This window comes from Halorhabdus utahensis DSM 12940, assembly GCF_000023945.1.
Lineage (GTDB): Archaea > Halobacteriota > Halobacteria > Halobacteriales > Haloarculaceae > Halorhabdus > Halorhabdus utahensis.
Genome location: NC_013158.1, coordinates 3,017,959 through 3,035,056, shown reverse-complemented (window position 1 = coordinate 3,035,056; position 17,098 = coordinate 3,017,959). Strand labels below are relative to the sequence as shown.

16 protein-coding genes are annotated in these 17,098 nt (G+C 61.7%); 11 read left to right on the top strand and 5 right to left on the bottom strand.

Features of this window, described 5'->3' with window-relative positions; translation table 11 throughout:
- The first annotated feature begins 46 nt into the window (after window positions 1-46).
- Window positions 47-2,539 carry a hypothetical protein gene (locus HUTA_RS14430; RefSeq protein ID WP_015790669.1) on the top strand — a complete coding sequence of 831 codons (2,493 nt, stop codon included), beginning with the start codon at window positions 47-49 and terminating at the stop codon, window positions 2,537-2,539.
- A gap of 56 nt (window positions 2,540-2,595) precedes the next feature.
- Here the strand turns inward: HUTA_RS14430 and HUTA_RS14425 are convergent, their stop codons facing one another.
- Window positions 2,596-3,948 (bottom strand): IS200/IS605 family transposase, encoded by a 1,353-nt coding sequence (locus HUTA_RS14425; protein WP_015790668.1) that lies wholly within the window; start codon window positions 3,946-3,948, stop codon window positions 2,596-2,598.
- Window positions 3,949-4,004: 56 nt separating this feature from the next.
- Here HUTA_RS14425 and HUTA_RS15710 point away from each other — a divergent pair, with 56 nt between their 5' ends.
- Both HUTA_RS15710 and HUTA_RS14420 read left to right on the top strand, forming a co-directional pair.
- Window positions 4,005-4,142 carry a hypothetical protein gene (locus HUTA_RS15710; RefSeq protein WP_015790667.1) on the top strand — a complete coding sequence of 46 codons (138 nt, stop codon included), beginning with the start codon at window positions 4,005-4,007 and terminating at the stop codon, window positions 4,140-4,142.
- A gap of 179 nt (window positions 4,143-4,321) precedes the next feature.
- Entirely contained in the window at window positions 4,322-5,215 is an 894-nt protein-coding gene (locus HUTA_RS14420; protein ID WP_015790666.1) for a bifunctional methylenetetrahydrofolate dehydrogenase/methenyltetrahydrofolate cyclohydrolase, read from the top strand.
- A gap of 18 nt (window positions 5,216-5,233) precedes the next feature.
- On the opposite strand, the gene HUTA_RS14415 is transcribed toward HUTA_RS14420, so the two are convergent.
- A complete protein-coding gene (locus tag HUTA_RS14415) occupies window positions 5,234-5,953 on the bottom strand; it encodes a DUF7117 family protein (protein WP_015790665.1) in 720 nt (239 codons plus the stop codon).
- A 521-nt stretch (window positions 5,954-6,474) separates the two neighbouring features.
- On the opposite strand from HUTA_RS14415, the gene HUTA_RS14410 reads away from it, so the two are divergent.
- Entirely contained in the window at window positions 6,475-6,750 is a 276-nt protein-coding gene (locus HUTA_RS14410) for a PadR family transcriptional regulator (protein WP_015790664.1), read from the top strand.
- 25 nt (window positions 6,751-6,775) lie between these two features.
- Here HUTA_RS14410 and HUTA_RS14405 read toward each other — a convergent pair whose 3' ends face one another.
- Window positions 6,776-7,105, bottom strand: a complete 330-nt coding sequence (locus HUTA_RS14405) for a hypothetical protein (protein WP_015790663.1) — start codon at window positions 7,103-7,105, stop codon at window positions 6,776-6,778.
- A 132-nt stretch (window positions 7,106-7,237) separates the two neighbouring features.
- Between HUTA_RS14405 and HUTA_RS14400 the strand changes: the two genes are divergently transcribed.
- The 3 genes from HUTA_RS14400 to HUTA_RS14390 all read left to right on the top strand — a co-directional run bounded on the left by HUTA_RS14400 (window position 7,238) and on the right by HUTA_RS14390 (window position 9,968).
- Window positions 7,238-8,158 (top strand): HhH-GPD family protein, encoded by a 921-nt coding sequence (locus HUTA_RS14400; protein WP_015790662.1) that lies wholly within the window; start codon window positions 7,238-7,240, stop codon window positions 8,156-8,158.
- A gap of 170 nt (window positions 8,159-8,328) precedes the next feature.
- Window positions 8,329-9,162: a type IV toxin-antitoxin system AbiEi family antitoxin domain-containing protein gene (locus tag HUTA_RS14395; protein ID WP_015790661.1), complete on the top strand. Its 834-nt coding sequence runs from the start codon at window positions 8,329-8,331 to the stop codon at window positions 9,160-9,162.
- Complete coding sequence (locus HUTA_RS14390) at window positions 9,159-9,968, top strand: nucleotidyl transferase AbiEii/AbiGii toxin family protein (RefSeq protein ID WP_015790660.1); 810 nt, start codon at window positions 9,159-9,161, stop codon at window positions 9,966-9,968. The genes HUTA_RS14395 and HUTA_RS14390 overlap by 4 nt, the downstream gene beginning before the upstream one ends.
- Window positions 9,969-10,010: 42 nt before the next feature.
- Here HUTA_RS14390 and HUTA_RS14385 read toward each other — a convergent pair whose 3' ends face one another.
- Entirely contained in the window at window positions 10,011-11,927 is a 1,917-nt protein-coding gene (locus tag HUTA_RS14385) for an ABC transporter ATP-binding protein (protein WP_015790659.1), read from the bottom strand.
- Window positions 11,928-12,039: 112 nt separating this feature from the next.
- Window positions 12,040-12,303 (bottom strand): helix-turn-helix domain-containing protein, encoded by a 264-nt coding sequence (locus HUTA_RS14380; protein WP_015790658.1) that lies wholly within the window; start codon window positions 12,301-12,303, stop codon window positions 12,040-12,042.
- A gap of 141 nt (window positions 12,304-12,444) precedes the next feature.
- Between HUTA_RS14380 and HUTA_RS14375 the strand changes: the two genes are divergently transcribed.
- The 4 genes from HUTA_RS14375 (at window position 12,445) to HUTA_RS14360 (ending at window position 17,019) form a co-directional block, all read left to right on the top strand.
- On the top strand, window positions 12,445-13,422 hold the full coding sequence (locus HUTA_RS14375; RefSeq protein ID WP_245529111.1) for a branched-chain amino acid transaminase: 978 nt from the start codon (window positions 12,445-12,447) through the stop codon (window positions 13,420-13,422).
- Between the two features lie 82 nt (window positions 13,423-13,504).
- A complete protein-coding gene (locus HUTA_RS14370) occupies window positions 13,505-14,083 on the top strand; it encodes an NADPH-dependent FMN reductase (protein WP_015790656.1) in 579 nt (192 codons plus the stop codon).
- Between the two features lie 85 nt (window positions 14,084-14,168).
- Window positions 14,169-14,753, top strand: a complete 585-nt coding sequence (locus HUTA_RS14365) for a YIP1 family protein (protein WP_049941372.1) — start codon at window positions 14,169-14,171, stop codon at window positions 14,751-14,753.
- A 73-nt stretch (window positions 14,754-14,826) separates the two neighbouring features.
- A complete protein-coding gene (locus HUTA_RS14360) occupies window positions 14,827-17,019 on the top strand; it encodes an OB-fold nucleic acid binding domain-containing protein (RefSeq protein WP_015790654.1) in 2,193 nt (730 codons plus the stop codon).
- Window positions 17,020-17,098: the final 79 nt, after the last annotated feature.

The following is a 17,098-nucleotide window of genomic DNA, read 5'->3' as shown; positions in this document are numbered from 1 at the left end:
TGTCTATTCGAAATGCTTATTCGATAACTTGCACAACCACACTGGTATGGTGGACCTAACCCGCCGGCGACTGCTCGCCGGCGTCACCACGACCGCCCTGGCCGGCTGTATGGACGCCGCCGAGCCCTCCGAAGCCCCTCCCGCATCGACACCCGACGAGACCGATTCGCAAACCTCGACGGATGAACCGACACCGACAGCGACCGACACGCCGACGCCCGAGGCGGACGAGATTTCCCTGCCCGAGGATCTGGTTGCGGTGCTTGATCCGCTCCCGGAATCAGTCGACGGCACGTCGGTGTCTCGGATCCGGAGCACTGCCCCATCCCCGGACAACGACGAAAGCTTCAATCGGTTGCCGGCGTTCGGATCAGTGTCACAGATCGGTCTCGAACTGGACGAGATCGATCGTGCCGCGGCTGCCAGATACGGCGACTATCAGACACAGATCGTCACGATGGTCGGTTCGTTCGACGCCGAAAAGCCGACGCTGCCCGAAGATGTCCCGATCGAACAGCTCCATCGCGAGGACGGCCGTTTGATCGTGGCGATGGACGACACCAAAGACGGCTGGAAGAACGGGGTAACGGCGGCGACCGAGGCGGCTGACGACGGCGAGCTTCCGCTGTCCGAGGACGCCCGACTCGCGTTATCACAGGTCAGCGAGTCAGCCGTCATCCAGTTGCTGCCATCGATCCCTGCGGACGAGACTGGGCAGCTCGACGGGGTCAACACCGACGTGATCGAGGCCTTCGCCTTCGGTGGGGATCGGCTCGATCCGATGACGGCACGCATCTCGATCACGGTCGTCTACACCGAGCAATCGGACTTCGACACCGGGGAATTCAGGACGCTCGCCAAAAACGTCGGCACGGGCAACACTGACGACATGACGGTCGAGCGCGACGGCCGCGTCGGTATCGGAACGCTCACCGTGCAGGCTCCGTCCCAGGAGATTCGCGAACGATCTCCGGATCCGAGCCTCAGTGTCGAGTACGACCAGGAGGCTGGGTCGGCTGAAATCCACAACTTTGGCGAGGAACCACTCGAAACGGAGTCGTTGACGCTGTCCGTCGACGACGAACCGGTCGAGAACGCCTGGAACGGCGAGCCGATGCAGCCGGGGAGTTCGATCGCAGTCGACGCCGACCCGCTCTCGGTGGTCATGGTCGAGTGGACCGATCCACAGAACGCCGAGTACGAACAGATAGTCTTCCACGAGGTGCTCTCCAGGGGCGTCACCTTCGAGAACGAATACGACATCGAATCGAAAACACTGACGATGACCTACACCGGTTCCGAGCCGATCGAGCGAACCGATCGCGTCGAGATCAATCACTGGGAGGGCGCGGAAGACAGGTTCGGAAGCGGCGAGGAGACGACCGAACCGCTGGCAGACCGGTACGAACAGCTGACCAGGGGCGACGAGATCACGATCGAGGGCGTCACATTCGGTGATCGAGTGACATTGATGGCTACGTACTCCTATGAGCGAGGGAGCACCAGCGGATCGATGTCGTCGAGCGTCCATACCTTCCGTGCACGCATTCCGGGTCGGTTCCGACTCGAAAGCGGTGAGACGCCGACGCTGACCTATTACGGGCGAGAAACTCGCGACCCGGCGAACTTCCGGGTGACTGTCGACGGCGAGGAACTCTCGAATGGGTTTACCGAGAAATACGATACCCTCGAACCGGAGGACACGCTGGAGATCAAGGCCGAACCGAGCGAGGAAGTCGTCGTCGAGTGGGTCGGCGAGGGCGGGCCGGCGGAAGCGCTCAGCGAATACGTCGAACCGCCGGCGTCCTTCGAGTTAAGACGCACCACGAACGGGTTCGAAATCGTCTACGGTGGCGAGGAGCCCTACGACGCCGACGCCTTTGCCATTCGGACCGGCGACGGCGAGTTCGATCCGATCTTCGCCGCGGAATACGACACCCTCGAAAAGGGCGACAGTGTGGCAGTCGAACTCGATCAGCTGGGGACGATCAACCTCTACTGGATGGAACCGGACGAGCCGACTACCTACACCTGGCTCCACGTGCGCGATATGCTCCAGTTCGAACTCGATGGCTCCTCGCTGGTGTTTACGGGGCGGGGCAAATGGCCCGCCGAGGAGGTCAGTGTTACCGTCGACGACGAATCGATTTCAGGTTTCACAGGAACGATCACGAACGGCGACAGCATCGACTTGAGCGCTGAAACCGGGTCAACTGTCGGAGTCCAGTGGACCGGAGCCGATAATCCGACAACAGTGTTCTCGGAGACGATCCATCCGCCGCTTGAGTTCACCTTCGAATACGACGAGGGGGATGAATCGCTGACGATCACCTCGAACACTGCGGCGAAACTCGATCCCAGCAAACTCGTTGTCGTCGTCCTTCGCGATGAGGACAGACCGGAGTATCCCGACGCCTGGGCCGATGCGTACGACGTCGTCGAAAGCGGTGATTCGATCACCCTGTCAGTGTCCGCTATCGAAGGGGTAGCGGTCGAACACGAGTCCTGGAACGTCTACGTCCACGAAGACCTGGAATGAACACTTGACCTCCTCCCACGACTGAAGTCGTGGGATTCCTCCGTCGGGATGTCGGACTATGCCGACTCCACGGAGGCAACTTTTCCCACCGTACGGTGGGTACTCCGGTCTGTGTGATCTTCTTTGGGACTTGCCCTCGCGGGAGAGGATGATCTCTCTGACCATTCGTGGTCGTCCCACTCGAAGCACACGGGCTGGGCCATCAGCCCGACTATCATACCAGTCTCGCGTTCGAGGAACAGTTGACTCGCCTTGAGATCGGCGTGCCCCTCGAACCCACAAACACAGCGGAACAGGTCGCCGTTCCGCTCCGTATCCTCGCGTTCGCCACACTCTGGACACTCTTGGGTCGTCCACGACTCAGGCTCTTCGACGACCTCTATCCCATACTCTTCGCAGACACATTCGAGGCGGTCGATGAACCGACGGTATGCCCAAAAGTTGTGCGTTTTCCTGTTCACTTCGGGCATCCAGTGCGTTTCCAGTACGTCTCGGATGTCGCCGACGTACACGGTTGAAACGCCCTCGTCGTACAGGCGCTCGACGAGGTCGCGGACGAGTGCGTCTTGGGCGTGATCGCGCCGTGCATACATCGTATCGTACAAGTGGTCGATCCGCTCACTTGTTCGCCGCTGGTCGTCGAGTTTCGCCTGCAACTCCGCGATTCGTTCGGTCGTCGCACGGAACCGTTCGAACGGACGGATGCCGTCGTACAGGTACTGGGAACCGGTTGTCGTGGTGCAGGCGACAAGGTTGTTGGCACCAATGTCCAGAGCGGCTGTTTCATCAGCCAGCGGAGTTGCCCGTGCATCAGCAGAAACAGTCACGGGCTGCGAAGCTCTGAAGGTGTCATCGGTCTCGTCGAACCACAGGTCCAACCGGCCCTGCGTCTCGTACTCGGGCCAGTGTGGCTCGCCAGCGATTTCCAATCTGAGTCGTCCAGTGTGATCGTACCGGTCTTTCAACTCGGACCCGACCAGTATTTCAAGTCTGGATCGCTCGCCCCATTCGACGGTGTACGACGTGTTACGGATGACGGTATGGAGTTTTCGGCCATCGTCTTTGTTCCCCCAGAACCCCGGCGGGGTAGGGTGTTCCGTGACCGATGTATCTGACTCATCGTGGTACTTCTCCTTGTTTCTGAAGAACCCTCGCCACGCCTCCGAGTTCTTTCGGATCACTTGTTGGGCGGTGGATGCGCCGAGGGTGGCTTTATATTTGCCTTCGAGAGTGCCAGTATCGGCGTCCCACACGTCTTCGTTTTTGTACCCGTCTTCGTCGTCGTATCGGATGAGGCGTTCGTAGTTGGTTTCGTTCCAGAGTGCGGCAGACGCATCCAACAGATCCCGTAGCAGTTGCTCTCCCGTGGGGGAGAGCGAGCGCACGGCGAACGTGTTGGTGCGCTTCATCGCTGTTCTATTATTCTTCCTACAGATATAAATATCTATGTTTTATCTATTACTGTATGACCAACAACATCCACATCGAGGTCGATGACGACGAGCAGTATGACAAAATGCAGCGGCTCAAGGACAAGCACGGGTTGACGTGGAGAGGGTTGCTGGTACAGGGCATGAAGCGGATCGAAGAAGAGGAATTGTAGCGTGGGACATCCCACGGGCGGACACCGTGGTTTGATTCACAAGTGACGGATTCACCCCACGACTAAAGTCGTGGGCTCTCTCCTGCGTTCTCTGAAGCGTCGGCGCTCGCCCTCTGGACGATCCGGAGTCCCGGTCCGGATACTGTCTTTTATGTTCCACGGCTTCCCTGGTATCCGTAATGGCAGACGTTATCGACGGCAATGCAGTAGCACAGTCGATCCGGGACGATCTCGGCGACGCGATCGACACGCTCGAAGACGAACGCGTAACACCGACGCTGGCGACGGTGCTGATGAGCGACGATCCGGCCAGTGAGACCTACGTCTCGATGAAACAGGACGACTGTGCAGAGGTCGGCATCGAAGCGATCGACGTCGAGATCGACCCCGATGCGCCCGCCGACGAATTGTTCGACGAGATCGACCGACTCAACGCCGACGAGAACGTCAACGGGATTCTGGTCCAGATGCCGGTCCCCGATCACGTCGACAAACAGGCCGTCCTGCGTCGGATCGACCCCGAGAAGGACGTCGACGGGTTCCATCCCGAGAACGTCGGTCGACTGGTCGCGGGCGACGCCCGGTACAAGCCCTGTACGCCACACGGCATCCAGCTGCTGCTTGATGACGCCGGCGTCGATCCGGAAGGGAAAGACGCCGTCATCGTCGGTCGATCGGATATCGTCGGCAAGCCGATGGCGAATCTCCTGCTGCAGAAAGCGGACGGCGGCAACGCGACCGTGACGGTCTGTCACTCCCGGACCGATGACCTCGCGGCGAAAACCCGTGCGGCGGATATCGTCGTTGCGGCCGCGGGCGTCCCCGAAATGATCGACGGCGACATGCTCAGCGAGGGAGTCACGGTCATCGACGTCGGAATCAATCGGGTGGATGCAGACACCGAGAAGGGCTACGAACTCGTCGGTGACGTCGACTTCGACAGTGCAACCGAGAAAGCGACCGCGATCACGCCGGTCCCCGGCGGCGTCGGTCCGATGACTCGAGCCATGTTGCTGTACAATACTGTCAAAGCGGCTGGTCTCCAGCACGGCGTCGACGTCCCGCTTCCCTGAGCGCCGGACTGCTTGACGCTATCGTTCCGGATCGAGTTCCGAAAGATGGTCGCGAGCGCGGTCGAGCGCGTCCGGATCGTCCTCGATGAGATGAGTCCCGACTGCCCGGGCAGCCTCGATCAGCGCCTCGGCCTGTGCAGGGGAGACGTCCCCATCGAGAGCAGCCACCCGCGTCCGGTGGTCTTCGACGGCCCCGAGAACGGTTCGGGCCCGTTCGTCGGGGTCGTCGTCGAGATACTGACGGAGATCCCGCCGATACTCGGAGACGGTCGCCGCGGCTGCGAGTCCGCGGACCGGCACCAGCGTCTCGGGGACTGAGTCGGGGGCCGGCCGCTGTCCGGATGCTGCGCCATCCAGCAGTGCGAGCAAAAACCGTTCCTCGTCGTCAGTGACTGTCATCGATCGGGCGATAGCCCGCCCGACGTGTTTGAGTTCCATCGCAGCGACAAACGTGGCCCCAAGTGGTTGGAGATCACCTGCGTCGATGAAGCCATCGCGGCGGACGAACTCGGCTGCACATTCGGCGGCCCGATCAGCCACCCTCTCCGGCGGTTCGACGTCGATCATCTCGCGAGCGGGAGTCAGCTCAAGCGTGACCGGACTGGCAGTGTGGCGCGTCCGTTCGTCGACGCCGACGCTCCGCACACTGCCACAATCGGGGCACTCGACGCTGCCAGTCTCGTAGTACGTCCACCGGCTGCCACAGTTTTGACATTCACGTTCGCCGCGAATCCGCATACGTGGAACATGTAGACCCCAGTATAAAACGGGCCTGCTACACGGTCCGAGACCGACCGAACCAGGTAGTAGGTGCCTAAATCTATCGTAAATTGAGATTTCGGACCGGAGATTCCCCCTCCAGGTCGGTACTTTTAAGTTCATCCATCGGTGAGTATGTGATGACGCTTCGCTTGGAGGGCCGAAGCGTCAGCGGGGACCAATTCAGGGCGGCAAGCGTTCACGCGGGCTTTTCCCCGCGTGAATCGCTTTCCACTCTTTCGGACTAATACGATAGTAGCGACACCATTATCGATCAGTCACACTCGTCCCGTCGGTATCGAATGACGTAACTTACCAGTCGGCTTTCTGGTGAGAGATGCCAGTGTCATCGATTCACAAGATAGATCGTAAGTCTCACATTCCTTACTATTCCAAAGGCCGTATGTCACCGGCGATACCGAGGTGAAAGCGGGTCATACTGGTGAACGAAGCGGTATATTTATATCAACTCGATAATAACCGTCATGTGTACTTTACCGATGTACGACCTGACAGGATTCCAGCGTGACCTCCTATATGTCATCGCGGGGGAGGAGGAACCGCACGGGCTGGCGATCAAAGAAGAGCTCGAAGACTACTACGAGAAGGAGATCCATCACGGCCGTCTGTATCCCAATCTCGATACACTCGTCGACAAGGGCCTCGTCGAGAAGGGCCAACGCGACCGCCGGACGAACTACTACAGTCTGACGCGCCGCGGTCGCCGTGAGATCGAGGCACGACGCGACTGGGAAGGACAGTACGTCGACCTTTGAAGGGCAGTACTGCACCCGTCGGCGTTCAAAACTGGTAGCGGCGGTCGTCGGGATCGCCTTGCTGGGGGAACTGGTTCGCGCCAGTCATCTCGTCGTAAGTCATCCCGGAGAGATACTCATCGTAGGTGACGTCGTAGCTACTTCGAAGGTGGAAGTCGAGCGTGCCAGTGTCGACAGTGCTTTGAAAGAGCATGTGGACTGCACGCCGGAGGAGTTCGTCGGTCGATTCCGGTTCGAGGGCGGTCTCGAGCATCGCGAGTTCGTTGCGGGTCTCGCGGTCCAGATCGACGGCGATCTCCTCACCGAGTGCACCGTACTCAGCAGTGACATCGTCGGACAGCGCGTCGAGCGTCATATCGGAGCCACTCGAGCCGCCGGCAAACGCCTTTCGGCTCGGCGGTAGGTGACTACTACTCGGGACGGATTTTCCACCAGGGGACTGCCGGTGACGCCAGAAGTAAACGCCGGAATTGCCTACGACACGTCGATGAGTGAGGCCCTCGAGAATCTACCAGCCGATCAGGGTGCTATCCAGCGTGCGCTTATCGAGTGGTACCAGGACGACCACCGCGAGTACCCTTGGCGGGAGACGGATGACCCCTACGCGATCCTCGTCTCGGAGGTCATGAGCCAGCAGACACAACTCGATCGTGTCGTCGACGCCTGGGACGACTTCCTCGATCGCTGGCCCACGGTCGCAGACCTCGCAGATGCCGACCGAGCCGATGTGGTGGGCTTCTGGTCGGATCACAGCCTCGGGTACAACAATCGGGCGAAGTACCTCCACGAGGCCGCGACCCAGATCGTCGAGGAGTACGACGGCGCGTTCCCCGAGTCGCCCGACGAACTGTCCGAACTCATGGGCGTCGGTCCCTACACCGCCAACGCGGTCGCGAGTTTCGCGTTCAACAACGGCGACGCTGTCGTCGACACCAACGTCAAGCGGGTGCTGTATCGGGCCTTTTCGATCCCCGACGAGGACGCGGCTTTCGAGGACGCTGCAAGCACGCTCATGTCGGAGGGAGAGTCCCGGGTCTGGAACAACGCGATCATGGAACTCGGCGGCGTGGCCTGCGAGAAGACGCCGCGCTGTGACGCGGCGGGCTGTCCCTGGCGAGAGTGGTGTGACGCCTACGCGAACGGGGACTTTTCGGCACCCGACGTGCCCGAACAGTCGACCTTCGAAGGGAGTCGCCGCCAGATGCGCGGGCGGGTGATCGCCGCGTTAAAGGAACACGATCACCTCGCGATCGACAACCTCGGCCCGAAAGTGCGAGTTGACTACGCGCCGGAGGCTGACGCCGAGGCCGATCGGGAGTGGCTCCGGGACCTCCTCGAAGACCTAGCCGATGATGGGCTTGTCGAGATCGAGGAAGGGAGCGATCAACCGATCGCTCGACTCCGATAGCCGGCCCAGTGATTTGTCGGACGACGCCTGACGGCTGAAAATAGAATTTTTCACATGCTATTTAGAGTCTATGTACTGTGAGCGACCAGAGAAGGGATTTTTCAGGAACGAACTCTCAACGAATACCTTTATTTCCGTTCGGATTTAGATTCTATGTACGCTGAGCGGCTATGGAGCCTACAAACGAGGGGGAGACTCAAAGAAAGAGCCTGTCGATGCGTGAGTCCCAGGCACTCTCACGGCTCGCGAGTGAGGGCCGACAGATCATCACCATCAGTGACATCGCGGATGTCCTCGACATCCCCCGGGAGTCGGCTAAAGACATGGCGTATGCGCTCAAGGAGAAAGGCTGGCTTGAGCGGATCGCGTACGGGAAGTATCTCATCCTGCCGCTCGCTGCGGGTGAGAACGCCGTGTATACCGAACACGAGTTCGTGATCGCGTCCGCACTCGTCGAGCCGATGTACATCGGGTACTGGAGTGCGATGAACCAGCATGGGCTTACAGAGCAGCTGCCCCGTACTGTGTACATCGTGACGACAGAACGCGCCCAAGAACGCGAGATCCACGGGGTTACCTATCGACCGGTGACAGTTACTACGCAGAAGTTCTTCGGTTATCAACCGACTGCAGTCGGGTCAAACCAGGTGAATATCTCGAGTATCGAGAAAACGCTGGTGGATTGCGCGGACCATCCGGAGTTCTGTGGAGGCATCGACGAGCTTGCAAAGGCAATGCAGAACGCAGCAGAAATGCGATGTTCCTGGGAGCGGGTCGTCGAGTATCTGCGTCGAGTCGGGAACGGTGCCGCGACGAAACGAATCGTCTACCTCGCCGACCAGTTGGACCTCGTGCTTCCGGAGTACGACGAGATCGTTGCGGACTTCACGACTGGGTACCCGTTGCTCGATCCGACGAGAGAAGCGACGGGGACCCGCGACAGCACGTACCAGCTCCGCCTGAACATCGAACCCGAGTCGTTCCAGCCGGAGGACTTCTCGTGATTTCCGAAGCGCAACTCCGACAGCTGGCCAGAGAGCGGGACGTTCGCCTCGGCTACGCGGAGAAGAACTACGTCAATTCGTGGATCCTCTGGGCGATCTACACGAGCCAGTACGGCGATAACCTGCTGTTCAAGGGCGGCACTGCGCTCAGTAAGTTGTACTTCCCGGAGACGTGGCGCTATTCGGAGGATCTTGATTTCGGTGTCGAGGGAGAGTACCAAGGGAGCGAAGTGGAGTTGCGAGATGTATTGGAAGACGCTACCAGAGCCTCCGGTATCGACTTCGAGGTGACCAAACACCGCGAGCTACAGAAAGAAGCGTATCCGACACACTACGTCGATATCGATATCCAGTACAACGCTGTTCTCGGCCACAAGAACACAACGAGTCTGGACGTTATGATCGATGAATACGTGGTGTTCGATTCGGTAAACCATCGGCACAGCTACGAGGATGTCCCCGAATTCGAGTTGACCGCGTACAGCGTAGAGGAGATTTTCGCAGAGAAGTTGCGAGCGCTCTATCAGCGATCAAAGGCTCGTGACCACTACGATCTCTATCGGATGATTACCGAGGCAGACGTTGATGACTCGGTTATCCGTCCGGCATTCACGCGAAAGTGTGAACACGACGGTCTGGACATCAACCTCGGAGATGGACTTCCCGGGGAGAAACGGGACGAAATCCGCGACGGCTGGCAGAATACGCTCCCCGACCTTGTTGGGGATCTCCCCGAAGTCGGTCCTGTTTACAACGTCCTCGAGGACTACGTCGATTCGCTGGCAAGCGGCGGATCACTTCGGTGAGAATGTATCGGCGTTCGATGGGTCACTGTAATCCGGTCACGTTCACTCACCGTCCAGTCCCTGCTGGGCGACGCGCTGGCTGGCCTCCTCGATGAATTCCGCCGGCAGCGACCCGATCTCGCCCGCCTGCACCCGCCAGAGGTTGGCGTAGAGGCCGTCGGCGTCGATCAGGTCGTCGTGGGTGCCGCGCTCGACGATCCGGCCGTCCTCGACGACGAGGATCGTATCGGCGTCCCGGACCGTCGAGAGCCGATGGGCGATGACGAACGTCGTCCGGTCGGCTGCGACGTCGTCGATGGATTGTTGGATGAGCAGTTCCGTCTCGGTGTCGACGGCGCTGGTCGCCTCGTCGAAGACCGTGATCGCCGGGCCCTGGAGCAGGGTCCGGGCGATGGCGACGCGCTGGCGCTGGCCGCCCGAGAGCTTCACGCCGCGCTCGCCGACCTCGGTGTCGTAGCCCTCCGGCATGTTGGTAATGAACTCGTGAGCCTGGGCGCGTTTGGCCGCCTCGATCACGGCCTCGCGGTCGGCGTCGAACGCGCCGTACTTGATGTTCTCGGCGACCGTACCGTCGAACAGGAAGTTCTCCTGGCCGACGTAGCCGATGGAGTTTCGGAGGCTCGATAACGTCACGTCCCGGACGTCGTGGCCGTCGACCCGCACCGCGCCCTCGTCGACGTCGTAGAGCCGGAGGAGGAGCTTGACGAAGGTGGTCTTGCCCGCGCCCGTCGGCCCGACGAGGCCGACGGTCTCGCCCGGTTCGACGTCGACGTCGATGTCCTCGAGAACGGCCTGCTCCGCGTAGCCGAAGGTCACGTCGTCGAACTGGACGTGGCCCTCGACGGCTTCGAGTTCGATCGCGTCCTCAGCGTCCTGGATGTCGACGGGCAGGTTCATGATGCCGAGGATGCGCTTGGTCGAGGCGCGGGCGTCCTCGTAGCGGTCGATGATGGTGCTCATCTGGGCGAGGGGCTCGACCAGGCGCTGGGTGAGCAGGAGGAAGATCACGAGGGTCCCCTCCGAGAGATCGCCGGTGAGTGGCCCCGGCGGTCCCTCCAGGATCCAGACCCCGCCGACGACAAACGTCGCGATGAACGAGATGGAGGTTAGCGCCTGGAGGCCGGGCCGGTAGATGAAGTTCAGCCGGAGGGCGAGCCAATCGAGCCGGAAGTACTGATAGGAATGCTCGCGCACGCGCTTGTCCTCGTGGTCCTCGGTGTTGGCGGACTTGATGACCTCGATGCCGTTCAAGTTGTTCTCCAGGCGGCTGTTGAGGTCGCCGACGGACTGGCGGACGTCGGTGTAGCGTTCCTCGGCCAGTCGCATGAACCAGTACGTGAACACGGCTGCAAGCGGGATGACCGCGAGCGTGACCACGGCGAGTTGGCCGTTGAACCAGAACAGAATGAGGGAGATGCCGACGATGAGGACGCCGAGCTGGATCGACTCCCCGAACATGTTGTCGAGAAAGCGCTCCAGGCGGTTGGTGTCGTTCGAGAGGATCGACATGAGTTCGCCAGTCTGGACCTCGTTGAAAAACTCCATGTCCAGCCGTTGCATCCGCTGGTACGTCGCGGTCCGGACCTCATGCTTGACGCGGTGGGAGAAGAGGTTCAGCGACGACGCCCGGACGAAGTTGAGGATGGCCTGGCCGATCATAAACACGGCCATGAGGGCGATCACGAACCAGAACTGATCCATCGTCTCGTTTGGGAGCACCGTCCCTGGAATCAGGGGCAGCGCGAAGGATTCGCTCCCGAAGATAGCATCGAGCGCCACGCCGAGAAGGACAGGTGGGACGAGGGAGGCGAACCGGGAGCCGATCGACGCCAGGATTCCGACAAGGAACCATCGGCGACTCCCGTGGCCGTAACGCTGGAACAGCTGCCACAGCGGGTGTTCGACCGCGTCACGATATCGTTCGATGTACTCGATGTCCACGTGATCGTCTGTGCTCATTCTGGGTCAGAGAGACGCCCCTCTCTCCGAGCAGGCCCCCGTTAACACTTTCGCGACTCGTAGCCGCAGAATCACGAGCAATCGACCGGTTGAGGGGCGGAGACGAGGACACCTACATCGACATGAAGTCGACGCCGTCGATGTCGAGATCCGCCTCGCCGTCCCCGCGATCCCAGTCGTATTCGTTCCGAATAATGGCACACAGCGTCTCGCGAGGGCGATCGCTCTCCTCGACGGCCGAGTCGGTCCGCTCCAGGTACTTTCGCACTGTCGTCCGGGAAAGGTCGAGCGCCTCGGCGATCTCCGATCGGGTGGCACCGCGGGCCGCCCGGAAGACGATATCGGCGCGCGTCGCGTCGTCGATCGGTGCCGGCATGAGTGCATCTATTCAATACGAACAGATAAGGCCGATGGTTTTCGGATTTTTGGGCGAAATTCGGGCCGATAGCTGCTTCTATCTGCACATTTTACGCAGATGGCCGAAATCACTTTCACCCCGTCGGGATTCGGCCAGGGCATGTCCGACGGGACAATGCCGACTGGCTTCGAGGCAAAACGCGAGGCGTCCGACACGCTGGACACCATCTGGATGGACGGGGAGTTCATACCGTGGGAAGACGCGACGATTCACGTGCTTTCCCACGCGCTCCATTACGGGACGAGCGTCTTCGAGGGCGTCCGGTGTTACGAGACAGCCGACGGTCCGGCACTGTTCCGGTGGGATGCCCACCTGGACCGGCTCTACAACTCGGCTGCCATGTACGATCTGGACATCGGCTTCGACCGCGAAGAGCTGACGACGGCAACGCTGGAACTTCTGGCACGCCAGGACCTCGGGGGCTGTTACGTCCGGCCGATCGCCTTCTACGGCTACGACCGACTTGGGGTGAGTCCGACGACGCCGACGAAACTCCCCGAGCGTGTCGCGATTGCCGCCTGGCCGTGGGAATCATACCTGGGAGAATCGGCCCTGGAAGACGGGATCGACGCCGGTGTCTCCTCGTGGCGAAAGTACGGCCACGACCAGATCCCGCCGACGGCAAAGACCACCGGTGCGTACGTCAACGGCGTGCTCGCGACCGACGAAGCGGCCCGCAACGGCTACGACGAGGCGATCGTGCTCAACAGCGAGGGTAACGTCGCCGAGGGACCGGGCGAAAATCTCTTTCTCGTCGATGACGGGGAGATCTACACACCCGGCCTCGCCGAGGATGCACTCGATGGCATCACACGCCAAAGCGTCATCGAACTCGCTCGCGAGGCGGGATACACCGTCCACGACGACGCCCGGATCGGCCGCGGCGAGCTCTATACGGCGGACGAACTGTTCTTCACCGGGACGGCCGCCGAGGTGACGCCGATCCGGTCGGTCGACGACCGCGCGATCGGCGCGGGATCGAAAGGGCCGGTGACCGACGACTTGCAAACGCGGTTTTTCGATCTCGTGTCGGGACCGGTCGACACCCACGAGGCGTGGTTCACGCGCGTGCACTGATGCTTGCGATGTCGCCGGGTAGATGCCGGCATCTCAGTACGCAATCGCGAAACCTTTCACGGACGCCTCAGTGTGAGCCATCATGAGCGAAACGCGCGTCGTCGCGATCTGTGGCAGTCTGAGAGACAATAGTCACACCCGAAAATCACTCCGAATCGCGCTCGAAGCGGCCGAGAACGCCGGCGCGAGTACTGAGTTGCTCGACCTCCGGGAGTGGGAGTTGCCGGTGTTCGACGCCGACAGGGGCGATGCAGGCGACGCCGAAGCGTTTCGCGAGCGAGTGCGTGCGGCGGACTCGGTCATCCTCGGCACGCCGGTCTATCACGGCTCGTTCAGCGCACCGCTGAAGAACGCGCTCGATTACTGTGGGTTCGACGAGTTCGAAGACACGACGATCGGCCTGCTCGCGGTCGCCGGCGGGCGCTTCCCGATCACCGCGCTCGAACAGCTTCGGACAGTTTCTCGCGCACTGGATGCCTGGGTCATCCCCCATCAGGTTGCGATCCCGCGGGCGTCGAGTGCTTACGAGGACGGCAAGCTGGTCGACGATGAACTTCGAGAGATGATTGAGGTCCTCGGTGCAGAGGCGGTCCAGTACGCCCACATCGAACCCGATCCGGCGTCCTTCGAGAGCGGCGAGAACGTCGGCGCTGATGACTGATGAGTTCGTCCTGGTCGGCGCGGCTTGAAAAGGGCACGTTGACGGGAACCAAACCGACAAAGTCCCGGGCGGACAAGGTCGTGTCGTGACGCAGTGGGTCGACCCGACGGGACGCGGTCGCGAACGGGGACCGATGGGATTGCTCCGTGCGTGGCTCGGGGTGATGACCACTCCCCGTGAGTTCTTCCAGAACGCAGTCGCACCTGGTGATCAGGCACCCGGGCTGGTGTTTCTGACCGGGATCGTCGCGATCGAAGAGAGCGTGCGGTACGCCCTGGTTCCGGGCGCGGCGCCCGTTCTAAGTGACCGACCAGTGGCGACAGCTGTCCTCGCCGTCCTCGTGACGGTCGTGCTGATCGCGCCGACCGGACTCCACCTTCTGGCGGCGATTCAGACAATCCTGCTGTGGCCGATCACCGAGGATCGGGCCGGGATCAGCGAGACAGTCCAAGTGCTGGCCTACGCTACTGCCCCGTGCGTGGTGGCCGGGATCCCGTGGCCGCCACTCCAAGTAGCCGCTACCGGGTACGGATCTCTGTTGCTGGTCGCGGGCCTGTCGACGGTCCATGGCATCAACCAACTGAAGGGTATGCTCGCCGGCGCGATACCGGCTGCGCTGCTGTATGGCGTCGCCTTCGGTGGGTTCGATGCGGTCGGCGCGATCGTTTGAGTGTTTGCGGTTGTCAGTCTGGGTCAGCGACGTTTCGACAACCGTTTTAGGCCGGACCCGTTTTCTGACATCAATGGGTTCGTGTATCATCTGCGGTACGTCTGTCGAAGGGCACATCTGTGACATCCACGAAGAAGACGCAGTCTTCGAGTTTCGCGGGAGTACACCCGACGAACTGACGCCGGGTCGATACTACCGCGGTACGGTCGACGGCTTCGCCGAGTTCGGCGTCTTCGTCGACATCGGCGATAGCGTCACTGGACTGTTACACGAGAGCGAACTGGATAGTCGACTTGAAAGTCTCAGCTGGCAACCCGGCGATACCGTCTACGTGCGCGTCACGAACGTGCGCGACAACGGTAACGTCGACCTCAGCTGGTCGATCCGGCAGGCCGACGACGAGTTCCGTGGCGTCTTGATCGACGACCCGGACGAGGATCACGAGTTGTTGCCCGAAGAGACCGACGAGCCGATAGACGAACAGTCGACGCCCGACGAGAGTCCTGAATCAACCGAGTCCGAATCGACGGACTCGAAACAAACTGACGCGACGACAACAGGCGCTGTGCGGACGCGAGAAGACTCACAGACCGGCGGCGGAGCCGTCGGCCTCGAAGAGTCTGAGTCGGCATCAGCTGCGGACGAATCGGCCTCGGCTGGGTCAGCGGACGTCGAAGGAACTGCCGACGAAGACGTCGAAGATGAGCCAGCAGAAGCCGAACGGACGCCCGAACCGCCGAGCGTCGACGTCGGCGACCTCGAGGGGTGGATCGGCGACACCGTCCGGATCACCGGCGAGATCGTCGACGCCCGCCAGACGAGTGGGCCGACGGTGTTCGAACTCCGGGACGGCACCGGCAGCGTCGACTGTGCGGCCTTCGTCGAGGCCGGCGTCCGCGCGTATCCGAGTGTCGAGGAAGGTGCCGTCGTCGAGATCGACGGCGAAGTCCGCGAACGTCGCGGCGAGCTCCAGGTCGAGACCGAGGAACTGGAACTGTTCGACGAGGACAAACGCGAGGCAGTCCTCGAAGAGATCGAGGCGACGCTCAGCGAGCGCGCCCGGCCCGACGAGATCGACCCGCTCGTCGCCGACGAGGCGGTCGCCGCCGAGAGCGAATCGATCCGGGACGTCGTCGGCGAGATCCGGCGGGCCGTCCTTGAGGATCGCCCGGTGATCGTCCGCCACAGCGCCACGACTGACGGATACGTCGGGGGCGCGGCGATCGAGCGCGCCGTCCTGCCGCTGGTTCGCGATCGCCACGACCGTCGTGACGCGGAGTACCACTACATCGATCGACGGCCCATTGAGGGCGACGTCTATGGCCTCGACGACGCGACCACCGACGTGACGCGGATGCTCGGAGACCGCGAGCGTCACGACGAGAATCTGCCGCTACTGGTGTTCGTCGCCGCCGGTGGCACCGAAGAGTCGCTCGACGGATTCGAACTGCTTGATGTCTACGACGCGTCGAAAGTGGTCATCGACACCGTCGCCGAATCGACCATCGTGGACACGGTCGACGCGGCACTCGCTCCGAAGGCCGACGCGACCTCGGTCGCCATCGCCGACGGAACGACCCGCGGGCCGACCGCGAGCGCGCTTGCGGCGACGGTCGGTGCCCACGTCGAGGAAGACGTCCGACCCGATCTGGCGCACCTGCCGGCTGTGAGTTACTGGGGCGAGGTCCCCGAGGCCTACGCCGCGGCCGCCGCCGAGGCGGGCTACGATGGGACGGCCGTCAGCGAGATCCGCGAGGCAGTTGCGCTTGAAGCCTATTACCAGTCCTACGAGGACAAGCGCGAACTCGTCACGGACCTGCTCTTTGGCGGCCGCGAGACGACCGACGCCGACGTGCGCGGGCTGGCGAGTCACGTCAGCGAGCAGTTCCGCGAAAAGCTCGACGTCGCCGTCGAGACCGCCCAGGAGAACCTCGACCGACGCAGTGTCGGCGACGAAACGATCGGTGTGCTTGACATCGATCGCTTCACCCACACGTATGACTTCCCGCCGGCGACGCTGCTGCTCGACGAACTCTACCGCCGGAGTGACGATCTGACAGCGATCGTCGGCGTCGACGAGGACGAACTCCACGTCCGGAGCGGCCACGAACTCGACGTGCGCGAACTCGTCGACGCGGCCGACGAGACTGTCGAGGGGGCCGACCTCGAACCGCTCAGCACCCGCTCGCATCGCATCGAGTTCCTCGCCGGCCAGCGCTCGACGGTCGTCGACGCCGTGCTCGACGCGATCGTCGACAGCGTCTGATCGCGGCTGCTTTCTCTTCCGTTCGCTATCGCCCGTAGCGACACGCTTATTCGGTCGAAACGGCGACGTTGAGCCACGC